Consider the following 19672-nt stretch of genomic DNA (forward strand, 5'->3'; position numbering starts at 1 on the left):
GCCACCCTGAACAATCCGGTCCCCAGGTGGTTCGTCCGGTTTCAGTGGCTTCAGTCGCTTTTGGCGCACACGTTCTCGTACGGCGCGTCAGGGACGTAGGTCCGCCACTGCGCCTCGGTCAGCCCGCCACCGGTCCGGGCGCAGATGGTGCGGACGGCCCGGTCCGGGGCGATGGCGAAACGCTGGAGCAGTACGTCGGGGCCGCCGGCGTAGACCGTCCCGCCGTCCTCGGCGAAGGCGAGGGAGCGGATCCCGTCGCCGGGCGTGGGCAGGTCCGTCCCGAGCGGTTGCTGGGTCGCGGTGTCCCACAGCCGCAGGGTTCCGTTCGCGCCGCCCACCGCCAGCGTGCCGCCGTCCGCGGAGAAGGCGAGCGCCCCCACCGCCTCCGGCTCGCCCTGGGAGGCCGTGTCGGAGGTGCCGGTCAGTGCACCCGCACGGTGACGGACATCGCCGTCCCACAGGGTGACGTGCCCGGTGGAGTCGCCGACGGCGAGCCGGGTGCCGTCGGGACTGAACGCCAGCGCGGTCACCTGGCGGCCGTCGGCGAGCGCGCGCCCGGAGACCTTCCCGGCCCTCGGATCGGCGTACTGGTCGTCGGAGGTCACGAGCAGATCCCCGTCGGGTCGCACGGCCAGGGCCGCCCCGGACAGACCGCGCACGGTCCCCGACCGCCGGTGGGCGCGGGTGTCCCAGACCTCCGTGGTGGAGACGTCGGGGGCGGCGCGGGCCGCCAGCAGCGTGCGGCCGCCGGGACCCAGGGCCAGGGCGGTGACCGGACGGTCGGCGGCGCCGGACGTGTCGAGGACCGTACGCACCCGGTGCGCCCTCACGTCCCACACGGTGAAGCGCAGCCGCAGGGAGCCGTGCGAGGACACGGTGTCGGCGACGGCCAGCGATCCCCCGTCCGGGCTGAAGGCCAGCAGGGGGACGTCCGTATCGGACACGCTCGGCAGTGTGCCGAGCGCTGCGCGGGCGAGGACCGCGCCCATGGGGGTTCCCCCGCTCGAGCGAAGCCGGGAGTGGGGGAGCGTCGAACGCAGCTCGAAACGGTAGCCGCCGCCGGACCCGGTGACGATGGCCAGGGCGGTGCCGTCCGGGCTGAGCGCGCTCGCGTCGGCCGGAGTGCTCTGCCATGGCGGGGTGAGACGGTCGGTCAGGTCGAAGGTGTGGACTGTGGCACCGTCCAGGTAGCGCAGGAGGCGAGGCGTGCCCAGGTCCCAGGTCAGCCCAACGGCCTCGTCCTTGGACAGCTGCCGGTGGAACACCTGCGTACCGCCGGTGGACAGTCGCCACACGGCGAGTTCGTGGTCGTCCGCCGTGGCGAGGAACTCGCCGTCGCGCGAGAGAGCGGCCTGGGTGAAGCCGGTGATCCCGTCACCGGCGAAGTCGGCGAGCGTGCGTCCGCTGCGGATGTCCCAGGCCAGGGCCCTCGTGCCGGAGGCGGCGGCCAGCCGTCTGCCGTCCGCGCTGAACCGCAGCAGGCGTGCACCGCCGTCCGCGCCGGAGCCGGTGCCGCACACGGTCCTGTCCGCCTTCTCCCAGGCACCCGGCAGCCGCTTGCGGCCGGCCGTGTCCCACAGCTGGAGCGGCCCTTCGGCGGGACAGAGGGCGAGCAGGCGTCCACCGGGGCCGACGGCCGCCGAGGCGAGCGTGCGCCCGAGGCCGGTGGTGAAGAGGACCTTGCCGTCGTCCGTCCGGCGCAGCCGGACCGTGCCCGGACCGTCCGGCGGCGCGACGAGATAAGCGCTCCCGTCGGGCGCGCTGCCCTGGAGCGACGCGTCGCCCAGTTCGGCTTCGGACCTGCCCCGCGGAAGGTTCCACACCTTCTCGCCCGCGTCCGGCCCGATGACGTCGAGATACCGGGAGCGGGGCCCGACGTCGGCCACCTCGGTGCCGCTCGGCAGGCGGTAAGTGGCGGTGACCTTGTGGTCGGCCACGTTCCGGGCAGTCACCGCGGAGCCCTCGACACTGACCAGCGTCCGGCCGCCGTCGGAGAGGAAACGCCTGACGCCCTTGCCCGCCTGGGGGTCGGTGAAGGCGTCCCGTTCCGGCTGCGCCAGGGCACCCAGCAGCGCCGAGCGGGACTCGGTGAGCGGGGCGGTCTTCCATGCCGCCACCCCGAGCAGGGCGGCGGTACGGGGATCGGTGGAGCGCAGACTGCCGGCCACGGTGGCCAGGCGGCGGGCGGTGGCCTTGGCGGTCTCCTCCTGGCTCACCTCATTGCGCTGCCAGGCGACCAGGCCGGCGGCCAGCGCCAGCACGAGGAACACGGACAGGCCGACGGTCAGGGAACGTGTCCGCCGCACGGAGCGGGTCGCGGTCTCCCGCTCGGCGTCCCGGGCGGCGAGGGAAGCGGTGAGGAAGGCTCGTTCCGGCCCGGTCAGATCGTCTTCTCGTGCCCGCTGGCCGTCGTTCTCCTGCCGGGCGAACAGTTCCTCGGCCCGGGTCAGCCGCGTGCCCCGGTACAGTGCGCCGGGGTCGTGTGCCAGCTCCTCCCAGCCGCGCGCCGCCTCACCGAGCCGACGCTGCTCGCGCAGCCGCTCCCGGCCCTCCTCGATCCAGCCGGCCAGCCGCGGCCAGCCGGTGATCAGCGCCTCGTGCGCGAGTTCCACCGTGTCGCCGTCCAGGGTGACCAGACGGGCGGCGACGAGACGTTCCAGCACCTCCTGCACACCGTTGCCCAGCTCGGCGCGGGACGCCGGACGACGGGTGTCGGCCGTGTTGTCGCCGGGCGTGATGAGCCGCAGCAGGATGCGTCGGGCCGCCCTGCCCTGCTCCGCCGGCAGCGCCCCGTACGCCTCCTCCGCGGTGGCGGCGATCGCGCCGCGTGCGCCGCCCGTCTCCTCGTAGGCAGCCAGGGTCAGCAACCGACCGCGGCGGCGGTGCCAGGTCTCCAGTAGTGCGTGGGAGAGCATGGGCAGCGCGCCCGGCTGGTCCATGACCTCGTCGAGGATGCGGGCGGTGAGAGCGCGCTCCACGTTCAGGCCGACGGAGGCGGCCGGTCCGGTGATCACCTCGCGCAGCTCGTCCCGGCTCATCGGCCCGACCAGCAGAGCGGCCCGGCAGACGGTCTCTGCCAGCTCACGGTGATCGGCGCAGTGGCCGTAGAAGTCGCCGCGCACCGCGACCAGCACGCGCAGTCGGCTCTCCGGCCGGCGGGCCGCGAGCAGCAGATCCAGGAACCGGTCCCGTTCCGCACGGTCGCGGCACAGGGTGAACAGCTCCTCGAACTGATCGACGATCACCCAGGTCTCCCCGTCGCCGTCGCGGGGGAGGAACGCCTTCTCGTGCGTGCGGGCCGGCCGCTCACCGGGGGTGAGCACACGGATCACCGCCGGCCGCTCGGCACCTTCCGCCTGCCGCAGTCTCGGAATCAGCCCTGCCCGCAGCAGCGACGACTTGCCACTGCCGGATGCCCCGAACACCGCCGCGAACCGGTGCTCGCGCACCAACTCCATCAGGTCGGTGACGAGAGCCTCCCGGCCGAAGAACAGGTCACTGTCGTCCGGCTCGAAGCGGGCCAGCCCCCGGTACGGCGGCCTCTCGTCCGGCGCAGGCGCCCGGACCTCGGCGTCCGCCTCCCGCCAGCGCCGTTCCCATTCGTCCGGGTCGGCATCCAGTGCCTCGGCGTACGCCCGCACCACCGCCGGTGAGGGCAGCCGATCTCCGGCCGCCGCCTGGGACATCGCGGTGAGCGAGTATCCCGACCGCTCGGCCATCTCCCTGTACGGCGGCTTCCCCGCCTTCTCCCGCAGGACACGGAGGTCGTGCGCGAGCCGTTGTACGGGACCGGCGTCCGGGTCGACCGGCTTTTCGCGACGTCCCACCGAAAGTACCTTTCACCTGGTGAACCCGGACAGCAGGCGGTCAAGGTACGTTTTTTTCCGATTCCCTCGCAATCCTGGCCCCTGTGAGGCTGCCCACGGGTTCACCCTGAAGGGCACGCCATGGCCCGACGCCGTGAGGGGGACGAGTGCCGTGACTGCGTCGCCTTCTCCGTGCTCGGGGCTCGTCGACGCGTAGGTCGACTGAGGAGGGCGTCGCGACTGCACGTGGATGCCGGTCCCCGCACTGGTTTGCGAGATCACATGGAGCGGATCGGGGACCGGTCCCGGACGCTCGTCCTAGCATCCGACATCAGCTGCGGGCAGCACCCACGACCGGCCTCCACCGGAGTCAAGTGCCTCGCGTGCGACCAACGATTCGGGTCCGGTACGCGCAAGCCCGGTCTTCATTGCAGATGCAGTGTGTGCTGGAGACACCGGTGAAGGGGGACGACCGTGGGGCAGGTGCGCGAGGGTGCACGATTGGCGGCTTGGGCCGTCAGCGGGGTCATCGGCCTGGCGGTGTTGTACGTGATCGGGGTGTTCGCCTTCGGCGGTGCCGAGTGGATCACCGCCCCGTTCCGCGGTGAGGCGGACAAGCGCGAGAACACCGTCGGCTCGGGCGAGTTCCGTCAGACCGCGTACGAGGAGTTCTTCGATCTGTGCGAGGCGGTGCAGAACGCCGAAGGGACGATCCAGGCGCTCCAGGAGGAGCGGGAGGTCGCTTCGGAAACTCGCACGACGCAGATCGACCAGTCGATCACCGCGCTGAAGGCCACGCGGATCGAGTCGGTCAACACCTACAACTCGAAGGCCGCCCAGGAGCACCGCGCACCCTTCCGCGACAAGGATCTGCCGTACCGGCTGGATGCCACCGCCGAGCACACCACGTGCACCAACTGATCCCCGTCTCATCCCGGGAAGAGGGCAGCACCGCATGAAGAAGTTCGCACGCATGGCCCAGGCCACCGTTGCCGCACTCGTTGTGGGCCTTGCCCTGACGTCCTGCACCGACTCCAGCCAGGACAAGGAGAACAAGGCCAAGCAGGACAACTACGACCACCTCGTGGCCCAGCAGCCGGCGGGCCGCATGGCGTACTCGCCGACCCGCGAAGCGATCAACCAGTGGATCAGGACGTGGGGGAAGCGGGGCAAACTCTCGTACGTCTACATCCAGAACGCCAAGGGCGAGTACGGGTACTTCATCATGAAGGGCCTGCCGGTGCCGCGCTGCAAGATGCTCACTCCGACGGAGAGGGTGGAGTCCTCCTCCAACGGCGTCGCGGTCCTCGCACAGCCCGGCATGGACGGCACGTACACGTCGGGTTCCACCTGCAACGCCTACTACGGTTTCGATGCCACGACGGGCGCGTACATGGAGTTCACGGTCGGCACGAACCAGTCGTTCTTCCTGTTCGACAAGCCCATGACGATGCCGGAGTACGCCAGCGCCAAGCAGTTGGGGCCGACCTCGGTGAAGGATGTCGGGCAGCAGCCTTGAGCGGGCGGGGCCGGTTGGAAGAGTTCCGGCCCCGTGCCCCGTCACGCGGCGTCGATGGCGACGGTGTCCCTGCGGGCAGGTCAGTACGCCGACTTCAGCGTTCCTCCGGGGAGTTTCTTCCCGTCCTCCCGGGCCACGCCGCACAGCACCCATCGGAACCCGGCGTCCCACTCCTCGTCCGAGGAGTACCAGCCCCACATCTCGTGTCCCTGGCCACGGGCCCAGTTGACGCCGTACTTCTCGTCGCAGAGGTCTCCCGCGTCGACACTGCCCGCCGAGCCGTCGCCCGAGGCCCGGGTCCAGCCCACCATCTGCTGGTCGTGCGGTCCGCCGCAGTTCACCAGGGTCTCGGTGTGCGTGTCGTCCTCCTCCTCCCGCGTGTCGATGCAGTCACCCGGGCCCAGTTGCGTGACGTACACCTCGTCGCCGAACTTGCGGAAGTCGCCGAGCGGGCCGCCTGCGGTGGCGTTCTTCAGGAAGAGCAGGCAGGCCGAGGGCGGCGGCTCGCTCTGCCCCGTCCCGGGCGTGAGGACGTACAGCACCGGGTCGGCCATGGTCGCCCGCAGCTTGGCGGTGCGCCGGGTGCACTCGTCCCGCACCGCCCGCGCGCCGCCGGCTGCGACGGTCGTGATGACCTGGCCGTCGGGATTGTCGTCGTAGCAGTCGACGAGCTTCACCTTGCGCAGCTCCTTGAACTTCCCGTCCTTCCCGTCGGCGTCGACGCACTGTCCCGGTGTGAGCTCCTCGCGCAGCCCCGCCTGCCGGCCGTACGGGTACGCAAGTCGGGTCACGGTCGGGGAAGGGCCCGCGGCCACCTTCTTGCCGACCTCCGACCCCTTCACCCCGGCCTTCTCCGCCGAGTACGTGGCGGCGCCCAGCGCGAATCCGCCGCCCCCCACCAGCACGGCAACCAGCGTCAGCAGTACGGACGTTCGCAGGCCGGGCGCTCGGCGAGCAGCGCCCGAGGCGCTCCCCGACGCGCTCCTGGAGCCGGTCGCGGCGGTGGAACCGGCGCTGGAACCGGTCCTCTCCCGGGCGGTTCCGGCGAGCGCGGGCAGCGGCGTACGAGGGGTCCCGGTTCCCTCGGCCTCCGCGAGCAGCTCACGCGCTCGCTCCACTCGCATACGCTCCGCCGGATCCTTGGCCAGCAGCCCCATGATCACGCGCCTCAGCGGGTCGCTCGCCCGCTGCGGTACGGCGGGTTCCGCGGTCAGCGCCGCCATGAGGGAGGCGTCGAGCGTGTCCCGCTCGAAGGGGGAGGCGCCCTCGACGGCGAAGTAGAGAGTGGCACCGATCGAGAACAGGTCGGTCGCTTCCGTCGCTTCGCCGCCGGACAGCCGTTCCGGCGCCAGGTAGCCCGGGGTGCCCACCACCATGCCGCTCCGGGTGACCCGGGTCTCCCGGGGCCACAGCGAGATGCCGTAGTCCGTGAGCAGGACCCGTCGATCGGCGGCGCCGGACGGGTCCGGCGCCAACAGGACGTTGGAGGGCTTCACGTCCCGGTGGATGATGCCGAGCCGGTGCCCGGCGGACAGCGCGTCGAGGGTGGCGGCCCCGATCCCGGCCACCTCCTCGCTCGGCAGCGGCCCGCGGTCCTCCACCACGGCCCGCAGATCCCGGGTGCCGGGCAGGTACTCCATCACGATCCACGGGCGGTCGTCGTCCTCCACCACGTCGTACACCGTGATCACGTTCGGGTGCTCGCGCAGCTGCGCCGCCTTCAGCGCCTCCCTGCGCCCGCGGTGGACGGGGTCGTCGCCGGGTCCGTCCGACTGGTGCGGAACGGCGATCTCCTTGACCGCGACCCGGACCTTGAGGTCCTCGTCCTCGGCCAGCCACACGTGTCCGCCACCGCCGGAGCCCAGCCGCTCCCGGAGCCGGTACCGTCCGGCGATGACCCCGCCGAGGCCACGGTCCGCGCCGCCGCTCACCGGACGACCAGCGGGCGGAAGGCGGACCGCACATCGGACGTGGACGGGTCGACGTACATCGAGACCGTGCTCTCCGCGGTGAAGATGGTCGAAGGGCAGCTTGTACCGCTGATCTGGATCTTGCGGTCGGCGACCAGCCTGCCGGTGCGCAGCTCGTAGACCTTCACCGGGATCTCGATCTTGTGGAAGCTCACGTACGAACTGGATCCGGAGAACCCGCTGTTGTAGTACGGGCAGGTCTCGACAGAATCCCCGAAGGTGTCCTCGCCCATGCAGACCACCAGCACCGCGTCGGCGGCATCGTGCGCCTTCCAGGAACCGGGGAACTGCTTCGGGTAACCGGACGCGGTGCCGTCCTCGTCAAAGGCGTAGAACAGCGCGCGGTTGGTGCCCTTGCCCATGGGCTTGGCGCCGCTGTACTTCGCCGGATTGGCGCAGTACTCGGGTTGTGTGCCGGTCTCTCCGGAGAGCAGGTTGCTGACGTTCGCCAACTCGATGCTCAGGGTGGCCTTCCTGGCTCCCTTCCGGGCCCGGTCCGCGAGGACGCTGCCGGGATACCGGTCGAGCAGCCGCTCGTAGTACGTACGCGCCTCCTCCCAACTGTCGTCCGCCAGGTGGTCGTCACCGCATCCGACGAGTGCCGCGGGCGCGGTCAGCGCGGCCGTGTCGGCGGCCCGGTCCAGTACGTCGTGGCTGCGCCCCCGGTCGCTGAGCCAGTCGGTGACGGCGGCGGTGTCGCAGGGGTCCTTGGCGGGCAGCCTGCCGAGGAATCCGTTCAAGGTCGCTTCGACCGTCTTCTCGTTGCCGCCTTCTGCCAGCACCGAGGCGAGTGTGCCGAAGCCGTCCGCCAGGGCCTCGGTGTCCCCGGTCAGCGCCGTGCTCAGCTCGGCCCGGGCCGTCCCCAGCCGGTCGCACGCCGCTACGGCCTCGTCACCGCGGGCGGTGAGCGGGGCGTCGGCGACGCGGTGCCCGAACCACACGCTGTCCTGGGCGGTCGACACCCGTGCGCAGTCGCCGCTTTCGCGTGCCTCGGTGACGCTCCGACCGATCCTGAACGCGTCGAAGCGCAACAGCCCCACCACCAGCAGCACCGGCAGCGTGACGCCGAGCGCGACCAGGCGCTGTCTGCGCGCGGTGCCCCGGCCACCGCCTCCGCGCGCCAGGAACCACCCGTGGACGACCACGGCCGCCCACCACACGAGCACGGCCACCTCGTACGACGGCGAGGCGGTCGTGACGAGACCGAAGACGAGTACGGCGGTGCCGGCCACGGCGGCGAGGGCGAGCCGGCGTCGCCGCAGCATCAGATAGCCGACGCCGAGCAGCGAGGCATTGCCCAGGGCGACGGCCACCGGGTCGGGTGCCCTGGGCTCGTCGGGCGCGGCACTCGGCATGGTGGGCAGGGCGTACGTCGGGTCGCTCATCCTGATCTCCCCCGGTCTCGATCACGAACAGGTCCGGTGCCCGCATGGTGCGGCGCCGTTCCCGGGAGGGGTCCCGGGGCGGACCGTGAACCGGCCGTGCTGTGGGGGATCTGGGCGGGTCCGCGCGAAGTCCGGTGAAAGAGATCACCGCCAGGTGTGGGCTGAGTACACTCCGTGGTCTGGCAGGACCATTGGCGGTGGGGTGAGGGGCGGGTCGGTGCTGGTGACGCCGGAGGCCGGGGACAAGATCGCCGGCCGGTACCTCTTGCGGGAGCCCATCGGCAGAGGCGGGATGGGCGTCGTCTGGCTGGCCTGGGACGAGCGGCTCGAACGGCGGGTCGCGGTCAAGTGCGCACGCCTGGACGACGATCGGGCCACGCGACGGCTCATGGGCGAGGCGCGCAACGCCGGGCGGCTGCACCACCCGAACATCGTGGGCGTCTTCGACTTCGTCGACGAGGGCGCCACCTGCTGGATCATCATGGAGTACGTCCCCTCGCGCAGCCTCGCGCAGATCCTGACGGAGAGCGGTCCGCTCACGCCCGAGGCGGCCGGGTCGATCGGCTGCCAGATCGCGGCCGCGCTGGCGAAGTCCCACCACGAGGGCGTGGTGCACGGCGATGTGACACCGGAGAACATCCTCGTCACCGGCGAAGGCGTCGCGAGACTGACCGACTTCGGGATCTCGCGGGCCCTGTGGAGCGACGTCACACACAGCGGGACGAGCAGTGTGCCAGGCAAACCCCGGTATCTGGCCCCCGAGTTGGCCAAGGGGCAGCCCGCGGGCGAGAAGTCCGACGTGTTCTCCCTGGGCGCCTCCCTGTTCATGGCGGTCGAGGGCCGGTCGCCGTACGGCGAGGTCGAACACCCCATGGCCTACCTGGCCCGGGCCGTCGAGGGACACATCGAGCCCGCGCACCGGGCCGGCCCGCTGGAGGGGCCGCTCACCGCCCTGCTGGAGGTGGAGCCCCGGCGCCGGCCCGACGCCGCCAAGGCGCAGAGGCTGCTGACGCGCGCCGCGCCACCACCCCCGCACATAGCGGAGCAGTTGCACGACAGCCGTATGCGGGACTTCACGTCCCCAACCCTCCGGCTGCGGCGACTCGTACGCCGCGCACCGGACTCCACGCCCTCCTTCGTGCCGCAGTCGCAACAGCCCCCACGCCGACGCCGGTTGGCCATCACGGCGGTGGCGCTGGCCGCGGCGGGCGCGATCACGGCAGGGCTGGTTGTCTTCGGCCCGTGGGCCTCGAAGGACGAAGGAGACGAGGGCGGCCGTAAGGGCGCGACCGACGCGAAACCCTCGGCCACGGCGCCGGCCGGTGCCGTCGGCGACGAGCGTACGGCGGACCCTTGCGGACTGCTCGACGCCGCCTCGCTGAGCCGCTTCGGCGACACCGTACTCGCCCCGGAGTACGGGGAGTTCGACCGCTGCGACGTCCTGGTGCGCAACAACAGCGGTGACGACAACGCGGACGTCCAGGTCAACCTCGACTCGGACCGGGACGACTTCGACGACATCGAATCCACCCACCTCGCCGGCGGCCTCACGGTCGTGACCCTCAAACGAAACGGGAGGGCCTGCGAGCGGGCCGTCCTCACCGCCGACGGCAAGCAGATCCGCGTCATCGGGAAACAGCTCGGCGAAGTGGCGCCCGACCCGTGCCAGATGGCCGACGCCGCCACCGACCGCGTGGTCGGCGTGCTGGCCGACGGCCCGGTGCCCCGGCGTTCGTCGTCACCGGCCGCGAACTCCCTGGCCCGGCTGGACACCTGCACCCTGCTCGACGCCACCGCGCTCAAGCGGCTGCCCGGCGTCGACGCGGACAACCGGGACCGCGGCTTCGGTTCCTGGAGTTGCGACTGGTCCAGCGACGACGGCAAGCGCGAGGTCGAGATCCAGTTCAGCCGGGACAACTCGCTGGACGCCGACGACGGAACGGCGGTGGACGTCGCCGGGACGCGGAGCTACTACGTGGCGGACGAGGCCGAGGACGACAGCTGCACCGTACGGACACCGCACCGTACGTACACGGACTCCGTCGGCGACCGCACGACCGAACTGGTCCAGCTGACCGTGTACGCCCCGCAGCCGGACCGGCAACTGTGCGACAGCGCGGCGGAGTTCGCGGCCGTCGTCGTGCGGAACATCGCGAAGCGGCTGCCGGAGGCGTGAGATGACGGAGCTGGGAACTCCCGACGGCACAGGCGCCAGGCGGTTGCCCGCCACCCATGGGAGCCTCGCCCGTGGCGCGTCCGCACCGCTGCCCGGCACCGTCTTCGCGCTCGCGCTGACCGGCGGTATGACGTTGGGGCCGGGGGAGGGCCGCCAGGTGCTGTTCGGGCGCAACCGCCCCGAGGTGCATGTCTGCCTCGGGGAGGACGACCCGCAGGTCAGTCGCCACCAGGGCACGCTCACGCACCGGGGCGGCCGCTGGTGGGTGAGCAACTCCGGGCGGCTGCCGATCCGTTGTCCGGGTGGCCGGCTGCTGTTCCGGGACGAGGAGCCACTGCCGCTCGACACCGGCTACACGCCGCTGTTCGTCGGCGGTTCCCGCGGGCGCGAGCACCTGCTGGAGGTCTTCGTCACCGGCCCCGGGGGCGACCGGCCGCCGCCCCGGCACGAGGACGTCACCCGCCCGCCCCGGGTGTGGGCGCTCACCGAACAGGAGAAGCTCGCCCTCGTCGTTCTCGGCCGGCGCTACCTGCTGCACGAACCCCGGCCACAGCCGCTGACCTGGCGGCAGACCGCCGCCGAACTCGCCGAGGTGCAGCCCGGTGCCGGCTGGACGGACAAGCGCGTCGAGCACCTGGTCAACGGCGTGCGCACCCGGCTGTCCCGCGACGGGGTGCCCTGGCTGACCCGCGAGGAGCTCGGCGAGCCGGTGGGCAACGCGCTCAACGACCACCTGATCCGGGCCCTGCTGGCGTCGACCACGCTCGTACCGATGGACCTGGCACTGATCGACGCCGCCTGACGCCGTCACCATGGCCGCCGACGGAAATACGTGTTGCCGCGACGGCCGTAGAGCAGGGCCACGCCGGTGCCGGTCAGGACCACCGCCACGACGGCCAACACGGCGTACTCCCGCCCGTACGGATTCTCCGGGTCCATGAAGCCCCACGCCAGGGACCCCGGTACGACGAGGAGCCACACGGCAGCGGCCGTGCCGACGATCCTGGCTGTCCACCGGCCGCGACGGATGCGTGCGGCGGCCCAGATGTAGCAGCAGAAGATCGCAACGGTCCCCTGCTGCTCGGCCAGGCCGACGCTCCCGCTGACCAACACCCAGAGCACCGCGGACGTGATCAACAGCCAGAACGCCACGGTGATCACCCGGGGCCTGCGGGCGTCCGCCTCTACCTCTACCTCTACCTCTACCTCTACCTCCTCTTCCTCCTCCTCGGGCTCCTCGGGCTCCTCGGGCAGGAGTTCCGCCGCGCCAGCTTCGTTCGGCGAGCCGGTCACGGGCGTACCTCCGCTGTACGCCGACGGGCCGCCCGCGCGCCGATCGCGGTTCCGAGCACCAGCACCGCGACGACCTTTCCCTCACCCGGCACGGAGGTGATGTCGGCCGGCACGAGGATCACGTCGTCGGGGAGGAGCAGCGTGATCAGCTCCAGCGACCGGTTGCGACGCTTGACCAGAACGGAGCGTTCGAACGGCGTGCCGCGAGAGGCGAAGTTCGCAGTCCGATCCGCACTCGTCCCGCCCTCGCCGCCCGACCAGTCGTTCTTCACGTGGGTCGGATTGACGTACTCCTGGAACAACTCCTTCCGCGACGTCTGCGGCGCCGCCGCGCCACACGCCGACACCGGTACGGCGACCAGGGCCACGACGGCCGGGGACGCCCCCGAGCGTGCTCGCACCATGCACTTCCCCCTTCACGAGTCTGTCGGGCAATGCCTACCGGCACAGCGTCGGGAGGGGTCCCGGAACGGCCCCGGGAAGCTGGGGCGCGTTCAGGTTCGGAGGGGAGAGGGGGGAGGATCTCGTGGTCACTCAGGCCAGGCCCAGGTGCCGGAGCGTATGCCGAGGGGCGTCAAGGGCGCGTTGGTGGTGGTGTGGTGCCAGGCCGTGCTCAACGGCCTGGCCGGATGGCTCGGCTGGACCCTGATGAACGACCGTCTCACCCACCGTCAGGACGTCGAAGCACTGGGTGCCGCGTTCACCGTGGACGAGCGGGGCACGGCGTCGGGAGACCGGGAACACGAGGTCGACCTCCTGCTCCGGACGAAGCGGTGACGATGATGACCATCGGCGCGGAGCCTGCGTGCTCGGTGATGACGTACGTGACGTGCCCGGCGACTCTCCCCTCGGATTGGTCTGGACAACAAACAACCCCCAGGCCGCTGGCCTGGGGGTGAACTCTGGAGCGGGTGACGAGAATCGAACTCGCGCTCTCAGCTTGGGAAGCTGCGGGCATTTGCGGCGGGTAGGGCTGCTGAACTGGGCGTTCACCTGGAACCGGGTCTCATCGCCCTCGGTCGCTTTCACCGTGGTTCCCCGCAGTTCCCCGCTCGATCTGGTGCGCTTGTGGTGCGTCGGTCATGTCCTGGCCCGCTGCCGTCGACTCGTCGGCTCCGCTGTACAGATCGGCGCGGAGACGCTCCTTGGCCGCTTCAAGGCGTGGGCCGTAGTCGGGCATGAAGATCTCGCTCAGCGTCTTGTCCAGCGTTCCGGAAATCGCGTAGATCGGCGACCAGACGGCTCGGTCGTGCACGATCCCGTCAAGGTCGTCCGACTGGAACATGACTTGGTAGAGCCAGTCCGACAGCACGAACGCTTGATCGCGCGTGAGCTTGATGCTGATCGCTTCCTCGTCCACGCCCTCAACCTAGCTGCCGCGACTGGCGGCGTCGTGGGCCGGCGCTGCCGTGAGGACCAACACGCCTTCCAACTGTGGTGGTGAGGTTGTGGGCTGAGTTCAGGGGCGTTTACCTGGGTTCACGGCCGGTTGGCCGCCGATGCAGGGACGGGTGCAAGTCTCGCCTGAACGGCCGTGAACGCAGCTGTATGAGACGGAAATTGAGGCGGTCGCGCGTTCTACAGACCTTCTTGCTGCCGTGATAGGCCCAAGAGGAGGTCACACAGCTTCTGTTGGCCGAACAGGCACGCTTGTCCACTTCTTGGCATGTCCTCACACTTCCGCCATGGTGTATCGGTGCCGTGCGCAGACCGACGACAGGACATTGTGCAAGAACCGAGTGACCGGCCCAGACGTGCGATGTCACCTCCATCGCGGTCGGCCGGCTGGGCGCGTCCCCACGCCCCGCAAACGACCTGCGAAACGCGCACACCCCCCGCGTCGAGCACCGCGGCGGTCAGCCGCGCCCAGACCCGCTACTCGGTCCCAGCCACGCCCTCAGTCTCCAACCCAAGCCACCAGAGAGCGTCAGAGAGCAGAGGAGGCGGCACGACTATGTCTGGACGTCATCGAACGGGGTGGCACCTCGGTCATCGCTGAGCGCGCGTCTGCCTACGTCTCGGACGAGACGTGGAAAACGCTCGTGAAGCGCCATCGCCGACGAGGCTGTGATGACCTCGCCCAGTTGGCGCGCAGCGTTCTCAAAGGCAAGGAGCGGTTGCATGAGGCCGTTGGCCGCGCTGCAGGCGGCCTCTTCGGCTTGTTGGGCCGCCCCAGGATCGAGCGGGTCTTTGCACAAGAGCTGGCCCGGAGGATCCCGCTGCCGATTGATGCGAAACTCTCGGCAGCTGCGAGGGGCTTGCAGATCGCGGGTATCTACATCTGCATCGTTGGCAACCGGGACCTAGCCGACTGCGCCTGCCTGCGAGACGTGCTCAAGGTCGAAGGCAAGGAACGCCTACAGCGACTGATACAGGGTGCGATGGGGGACTGGGAGGGGCTTCCTCGCCGCATGCGCGATGCCGTAACCGAGTCAAGAGAATCCGGCAGCGGGGAGGTGCGTGATCCCTAAAGCTGGCTCTTAGCTTGGGAAGCTCAGGGTGTTCAGGGTGTGTTCGAGGACTGATCTGCAGCGGCGTAGCCTCGTCGCCTGGCGGGTGGTCGACGAGTTGCCCGGTGTTCCCCGTGGTTCCCCGAACGAACTGTAATCGGGCACGCGCGGCTATCAATCCATGAGCCCTCTCTCTAGCAGTGTATTGCGGAGCCGACGGTATTCGGCCGTGTTGGCAAGTGAACCAGCGGAAAGTAGCGCATTTCGAGCGTGTGTGGCCACTTCCCTCCGATCCCATTCCTCTTCGAGCCCTCTAACAAGTGAGTCAAGTATTGCCAAAGTTTCCGTCGTTTGTTCCTGACCTGCCGCTCTCTCGGCTACGGATTGCGGCAAATCAATCTTTCCGCGGGTGGAGGTCAGCATGACCTGTGTTATGCGACTCCAGTCGCTATCTGCAATAGTCTGAACTTCGGCCATCCAGCCAAATCCGAACAACTCGTGAGAATGATCCCTTACCGCTATCTCCCAGAATTCTGTAGCCGCAGCAACATGATCATCTGAGACGCTTTCGCCTCTCAGTACGAGTCCGAGTGTCTTTCCTGCCTCAGAAACCTCCCCCTCGTTTTCGGAGAGGAAGGCAAGGGTCTCACTAGGGGAGTAACCTTGAACTCTCCAAAGCATTGCAATCATGTAATGGGAGAGTGCGTTTTGCACTCCTCTCCGAACGGCATCCCTGATAGCGCTCCGATAATTTTCGAGGAGCCATTCGTAGGGTTGCCCCCACTGCAAGGCAAGGTCGACAGCCGTTTGCCCCAAGGCCGGAGGGGATTCGTCACCAAAGAGTTTTGGTGCAATCGCATGTAGCCATTCAGGAGCGACGTATGCGATAAATCTAACTTTTGGTGCAATAATGGCGCGAGCCTCCGCGCCGTCACGTCCGGTAAGCGTCAACAGTGAGTCGATGATGCGCAGGCCATCTGGCCGAACAAGGCCTGCTTTGTGCTCCATTGAGACTACGGAGAAAATCGCCTCCAAGGCCCGCGTGAAAGGCCTGTTGATCGCCGTCTCCAGGTAATCGACTGAGTCCGAGATGATGCCGGAAGATTCAGACCGGTCTTCAACCTCACTTGTAAGGGCGGACCAGACATAGTCATCTCGATTACCGAAACCGATATTGGATTGCGCGAGTGCTTTGATCAGAGCCACACCGGCATGTTCCGTCGGTCGCCATGTAGGGTCATAATCAAAGTCATTATTCCCCAGGGACGCGACTGGCCACGGATGAGTGCGAGTCAGCTCGATCAAATCAACTATCTTGCTGGCTGATTCATTCTGTACTGCGGAGATACCGTTGGCCAGGCCCTGCAGATAATGGGCGATATATGTCGGATGGCGAAGCTGGCTGGCAATGACTACTGGATCTCGCGCCCACTCTGCGGCGTTGGATGACACGGCAGATTCTAGAGCCCTCCCGAGCTCGCGCGCACTAACCAGCCACTCAGCGTCGCTGGGGGACCAGTTAGCTACCCACAGCGCAGCATCTTGAGGTGACATGGCACCCAGTTCTTCGCTGGCTATCGGACTTCTGCCGAAACCAAACGTTGTCCTAATAGGATCCTTGTGCTTTACCGGTGGCCCGTATGCGCCTGAGATCACTGCTACAACAGTTGCCCAAGATACGCTTACCTCGGCGGGAAGGAAGACACTCCAGCGATAGGCTCGAAGCCATTCGTCGTCCATATTGCGCTCAGCGAGTGCAGTTCCCAGCTCTTGCAGCCCAGGTGGAGTCCCCAGCGAATCCTGCCAAGCGGATACGTATGACTCCTCTAGACTTTCGTCAACCACGCGCTGTATCAGCAGCTCATCATCGGAAAGTGGATCACGCGTTGCGATGGCCGACACTAGCTCGTCATTAATCGGACCAATTTCGACATCCTGCGAGTTCGCCAGAATCCACGATCGAGCACGCTCCCTCAAGGCAGCGGGAAGCGGGCTCGTTGCTGTAAGTAGATCACCAGAGTTGAACAGCTCAACCAACTGCTTGAGGCAGGAAACCAATCCTTTCAACAGTATTGGAAGTATTCCGCGATCACTTTCTTGCCCGCTATATTCACTCAAAGATGCATTTTGCATTAGGAAGAGGGTGTGGGTCAAGTCTTCCTTCGGCGCGTCGGATATTCTGTATGCCAGAATTTTCAGGCGCTTCAAGCCATTTTCTTGATTCAGTCCAGAGCAATAGGTGTCCATGAATTTCTGGATGTAGGTCTGGGAGTGAGACCAATTAGAATGGTTCAATACAATATTGGCGACGAACTCCATGAAGGCGCCTGCATCGGGGTTTGCCTCGGCCGAGCTCACAGCAAAGGTCGATATGGCTGGCGACCGCGGATGCTTCTGCAGGCAAAGCCTTAGGATCGAGTGTCCGTGTTCAGCGATGTCGAGAGCGGCTCGTGCGGGATACCAAGTGGCTGTCTCGGTGCGGATGAACTTCCTAGCTATTTTTTCAAGGATGCCAGCCAGTTGATAGGCATGCTCATCCTTAAGTTCGTCAACTGCAGCAAACATAGGCCATCCCTGACCATCTGTGGGTGGGTCCAAAAGCTGCGTATCCAAAAGGAGTTCTAGCCATGCAGGGTGACTAAGCTGTCCCAGGAAGCGGCGTAGATGGTAGGGACTTACAATCAGCTGTTTGAGTTTTTCAAGGTCCTGAGGGGTTGGAGAATGCAGTAGTGCCAATTCATCGAGTTCGGCAATTCGGACCTCTGGCGGCGTGAAGAGTTGCCGCAGTATTGACGCGCAGTCACGCCATAGGTCTCTGGCTGCATTGATCGTTATTCCGCTGTGTAGACCCCTATCCAAGCGGCTCAAAATCTTCTGGTATGACGTGATTGGGGCTACGTCTCCAGCAGTAAGCGGTTGAGTGCCGGTACGGTTTACGATTACCGCAATTAGTCGCCGTTGATGTACGGCGTCTTGTTTGTGGAAGGTGTCGAGAGCGTCGACTTTATTGAAGAGGCGTTGAATCGCACTCTCTCTATCTTCATCAGTCAGTTCGGCAGCGGCCAGAAGCTGCTGTTTGGCCTCTACGACCTCACGAGACAAGACTTTCCATTCCCCGCCGCTGCTGGCTGTGCTCTGTGAAGAGGGGATCGCCTTCATCGCCTCCCTCAAGGCGTAGGCAATGAGTGAACCGTGCTCTGGGATGGAGTTGTCGTCAAGAGCAGTCAAGGCCTGGGCCGATCGCAGGAAGCTAACTGCCCGCTTGCCATCGTCGTTCAGTTCGTCGACGAGGTGGGCCAGCAGTGTCTCGTCTAGCTCTGGAATCTCCATATTCCCTTTTAGCACATCACCGCAACATGCGACATCGCTTTGAACGCGTAGGTGAGTTACTGAGTGAAGGTCGGTGGAGCGGCTTTGGGGTGGCGCTGCTTTGGCGCGAGTGATCATGGCCCCGTAAGCTTCCGGCGCGTCGGGCAGTCTGTGGACCTGCCCGTTAAAGCACGACGTTGGGGCCATGATCTTCGAGGCTCGCGCCAAAGTGGCTCCGTAAAGCCGCGGAGCCGACCGCCCCAGCCACGACGTACCCCTTCTCTGGCATCAGGTGGCTGCACGCTTTGAGCGCGGCGCGGACGCCGGCCGGGTTGGAGCGGGGCGGAGACAGGAGCGCAGGCCCGGCCGGGGGCCGGGCCGCGCGCGGGGAGCGGAGCGAGCCGCCTTGAATCAGTAGAGAAAGTTGTAACTCAGTCGGCCTGCCGGGGCGTGTGAGGCTCTGTGTGTGGTTTGAAGTCCTGAGCGCAGGACGGAAGTTCGGCCTCTTGGCGGTGTGCCAGTGGCAGGAAGATCACGGGTCGGATCGTCCAGTTGATGCGAGTACGGGCCTGGGTGAGCGTCACTGTGCAGGGCTCGGCGCGTAGGAGTGCCTTCCTCGTGGTGATGCGGCCGTCGTACAGCCACTCCCACGCGTCCTGGGAGGCGTCGGGATCCAGTGCCGGTGAGATCGTGCGCAGTGCGACCGCCACCCATCTGTCGGCCTGTGGTGCCGAGTACGCGTCGAAGGAAGCCCGGAGGGTCGGCAGTGTCTCGGCGGTGAGGTCTTCGGTCCAGCACTCGCACCAGTAGCCGCGCTGCGGCTTGTCCATCAGCATGGGTGGCCTCCCACAGGCGGGCCCGTGAAGAGCTCCGCGGTGACCGTGTGGCCGCCGTCACTCTCGTGGACCACAACCCGGTGAGCGATCACGCTGACCATGCCCAGGCCTCGGCCGTGTTCAGCGTCCTGGTCCTGACGCTCGATCTTCGGGGCGGTGCCGGCGCCTCCGTCGTCCGTGACCGACAGCGCGATTACCTGTGCTGATACGGCCAGGGCCAGATGGAAGCTGCCCGAGTCCTGGCCGCTGGCGGTGTGGAGGATCGCGTTCGCGCTCAGTTCGCTCACGATCAGTTCGGCGTCCTCGGCCAGCGGTGATCCGTGCAGGATGTCGCGGGTCCAGCGGCGGGCCCGGCTGACCTCTTCCGGGAAACCTGGGCAAGTGAGCCCCCAGACCCGGGCCGTACTCGTATACTCGTGCATACAAGTTCCTTCGTGCTGGTAGGCCGCCATGTGCAGCGGGTTCGGGCTAGACGAGTTTCACGCCGTCGTGGGCGCGGATGGCGGGTGGAGACGCCGCGTCCATCGCGTCCAGGACGCGGATGGCGTACGCCTCGTCGGCAAGCTCGGAGACTTCTTCGCGGGTGGCCCAGCGCAGTGCGCGGGTCTCGTCGCCTGTGGTGGGTGTGCCGTCGGCGGCCTGGCAGCGGAAGACCAGGGAGACGATCAGGCCCGTCATGTTCTTGTAGACGCCGGTGAGAGTCGCAGGAAGGGCGATCTTGATGCCGGTTTCTTCGAGGACTTCGCGTTGCAGGGCCTCGGGGATGGTCTCCTCGCGTTCGAGGACGCCGCCCGGGGGTTCCCATTTGCCGTTGTCGCGGCGCTGGATCAGGAGGGCCCGGCCCAGGTTGTCGACGACGACTCCGGCCACGCTCACGGAGTGCGGGCGTTCTCTGCTCACGTTCCTCGGCCCTCTCGGATGGCTAGGC

General features: G+C 67.7%; 16 protein-coding genes. 6 read left to right on the forward strand and 10 right to left on the reverse strand.

The annotated features are described in order from the left end of the window. Positions 1 to 50 precede the first annotated feature (50 nt). A complete protein-coding gene (locus QF027_RS25805; protein WP_307077344.1) occupies positions 51 to 3827 on the reverse strand; it encodes an nSTAND1 domain-containing NTPase in 3777 nt (1258 codons plus the stop codon). 453 nt (positions 3828 to 4280) lie between these two features. Between QF027_RS25805 and QF027_RS25810 the strand changes: the two genes are divergently transcribed. Continuing rightward, positions 4281 to 4727, forward strand: a complete 447-nt coding sequence (locus QF027_RS25810) for a hypothetical protein (protein ID WP_307077346.1) — start codon at positions 4281 to 4283, stop codon at positions 4725 to 4727. 34 nt (positions 4728 to 4761) lie between these two features. Then, positions 4762 to 5325: a hypothetical protein gene (locus tag QF027_RS25815; RefSeq protein ID WP_307077348.1), complete on the forward strand. Its 564-nt coding sequence runs from the start codon at positions 4762 to 4764 to the stop codon at positions 5323 to 5325. 80 nt (positions 5326 to 5405) lie between these two features. On the opposite strand, the gene QF027_RS25820 is transcribed toward QF027_RS25815, so the two are convergent. Next, complete coding sequence (locus QF027_RS25820; protein WP_307077349.1) at positions 5406 to 7256, reverse strand: serine/threonine-protein kinase; 1851 nt, start codon at positions 7254 to 7256, stop codon at positions 5406 to 5408. After that, positions 7253 to 8680, reverse strand: coding sequence for a tetratricopeptide repeat protein (locus QF027_RS25825; RefSeq protein ID WP_307077351.1), 1428 nt, complete (start codon positions 8678 to 8680; stop codon positions 7253 to 7255). Before QF027_RS25825 ends, QF027_RS25820 begins: the two co-directional genes overlap by 4 nt. Before the next feature lie 217 nt (positions 8681 to 8897). Between QF027_RS25825 and QF027_RS25830 the strand changes: the two genes are divergently transcribed. Together QF027_RS25830 and QF027_RS25835 are read left to right on the forward strand one after the other, a co-directional pair. Next, entirely contained in the window at positions 8898 to 10856 is a 1959-nt protein-coding gene (locus tag QF027_RS25830; RefSeq protein WP_307077353.1) for a serine/threonine-protein kinase, read from the forward strand. Between the two features lies 1 nt (position 10857). Next, complete coding sequence (locus QF027_RS25835; protein WP_307077355.1) at positions 10858 to 11658, forward strand: FHA domain-containing protein; 801 nt, start codon at positions 10858 to 10860, stop codon at positions 11656 to 11658. A gap of 5 nt (positions 11659 to 11663) precedes the next feature. Here QF027_RS25835 and QF027_RS25840 read toward each other — a convergent pair whose 3' ends face one another. Continuing rightward, on the reverse strand, positions 11664 to 12149 hold the full coding sequence (locus tag QF027_RS25840) for a hypothetical protein (protein ID WP_307077357.1): 486 nt from the start codon (positions 12147 to 12149) through the stop codon (positions 11664 to 11666). Continuing rightward, entirely contained in the window at positions 12146 to 12553 is a 408-nt protein-coding gene (locus QF027_RS25845; RefSeq protein WP_307077359.1) for a hypothetical protein, read from the reverse strand. Before QF027_RS25845 ends, QF027_RS25840 begins: the two co-directional genes overlap by 4 nt. A gap of 157 nt (positions 12554 to 12710) precedes the next feature. On the opposite strand from QF027_RS25845, the gene QF027_RS25850 reads away from it, so the two are divergent. Continuing rightward, a complete protein-coding gene (locus QF027_RS25850; RefSeq protein ID WP_307077361.1) occupies positions 12711 to 12926 on the forward strand; it encodes a hypothetical protein in 216 nt (71 codons plus the stop codon). Between the two features lie 229 nt (positions 12927 to 13155). Here QF027_RS25850 and QF027_RS25855 read toward each other — a convergent pair whose 3' ends face one another. Further along, positions 13156 to 13509 carry a hypothetical protein gene (locus QF027_RS25855; RefSeq protein WP_307077363.1) on the reverse strand — a complete coding sequence of 118 codons (354 nt, stop codon included), beginning with the start codon at positions 13507 to 13509 and terminating at the stop codon, positions 13156 to 13158. Positions 13510 to 14191: 682 nt separating this feature from the next. Here QF027_RS25855 and QF027_RS25860 point away from each other — a divergent pair. Then, positions 14192 to 14620 carry a hypothetical protein gene (locus tag QF027_RS25860; RefSeq protein ID WP_307077365.1) on the forward strand — a complete coding sequence of 143 codons (429 nt, stop codon included), beginning with the start codon at positions 14192 to 14194 and terminating at the stop codon, positions 14618 to 14620. A 153-nt stretch (positions 14621 to 14773) separates the two neighbouring features. Here QF027_RS25860 and QF027_RS25865 read toward each other — a convergent pair whose 3' ends face one another. The 4 genes from QF027_RS25865 to QF027_RS25880 all read right to left on the reverse strand — a co-directional run bounded on the left by QF027_RS25865 (position 14774) and on the right by QF027_RS25880 (position 19620). Further along, positions 14774 to 18046, reverse strand: a complete 3273-nt coding sequence (locus tag QF027_RS25865) for a hypothetical protein (RefSeq protein WP_307077367.1) — start codon at positions 18044 to 18046, stop codon at positions 14774 to 14776. 293 nt (positions 18047 to 18339) lie between these two features. Further along, the gene (locus tag QF027_RS25870; protein WP_307077369.1) at positions 18340 to 18744 is read right to left on the reverse strand and encodes a hypothetical protein; all 405 of its coding nucleotides are present in this window, start codon (positions 18742 to 18744) and stop codon (positions 18340 to 18342) included. Next, positions 18738 to 19166, reverse strand: a complete 429-nt coding sequence (locus QF027_RS25875; protein ID WP_307077371.1) for an ATP-binding protein — start codon at positions 19164 to 19166, stop codon at positions 18738 to 18740. The genes QF027_RS25870 and QF027_RS25875 overlap by 7 nt, the downstream gene beginning before the upstream one ends. A gap of 46 nt (positions 19167 to 19212) precedes the next feature. After that, complete coding sequence (locus QF027_RS25880; RefSeq protein ID WP_307082484.1) at positions 19213 to 19620, reverse strand: NUDIX hydrolase; 408 nt, start codon at positions 19618 to 19620, stop codon at positions 19213 to 19215. Positions 19621 to 19672 lie beyond the last annotated feature (52 nt).

This window comes from Streptomyces canus (genome assembly GCF_030816965.1).
In the GTDB taxonomy this organism is placed as follows: domain Bacteria; phylum Actinomycetota; class Actinomycetes; order Streptomycetales; family Streptomycetaceae; genus Streptomyces; species Streptomyces canus_E.

What these genes read in the sequence shown, in the direction of transcription:
- QF027_RS25815 (WP_307077348.1), top strand. Translation starts at nt 4,762, where the DNA reads ATGAAGAAGTTCGCACGCATGGCCCAGGCCACCGTTGCCGCACTCGTT.
- QF027_RS25825 (WP_307077351.1), bottom strand. Translation starts at nt 8,680, where the DNA reads ATGAGCGACCCGACGTACGCCCTGCCCACCATGCCGAGTGCCGCGCCC.
- QF027_RS25835 (WP_307077355.1), top strand. Translation starts at nt 10,858, where the DNA reads ATGACGGAGCTGGGAACTCCCGACGGCACAGGCGCCAGGCGGTTGCCC.
- QF027_RS25845 (WP_307077359.1), bottom strand. Translation starts at nt 12,553, where the DNA reads ATGGTGCGAGCACGCTCGGGGGCGTCCCCGGCCGTCGTGGCCCTGGTC.
- QF027_RS25850 (WP_307077361.1), top strand. Translation starts at nt 12,711, where the DNA reads ATGCCGAGGGGCGTCAAGGGCGCGTTGGTGGTGGTGTGGTGCCAGGCC.
- QF027_RS25865 (WP_307077367.1), bottom strand. Translation starts at nt 18,046, where the DNA reads ATGATCACTCGCGCCAAAGCAGCGCCACCCCAAAGCCGCTCCACCGAC.
- QF027_RS25870 (WP_307077369.1), bottom strand. Translation starts at nt 18,744, where the DNA reads ATGCTGATGGACAAGCCGCAGCGCGGCTACTGGTGCGAGTGCTGGACC.
- QF027_RS25875 (WP_307077371.1), bottom strand. Translation starts at nt 19,166, where the DNA reads ATGCACGAGTATACGAGTACGGCCCGGGTCTGGGGGCTCACTTGCCCA.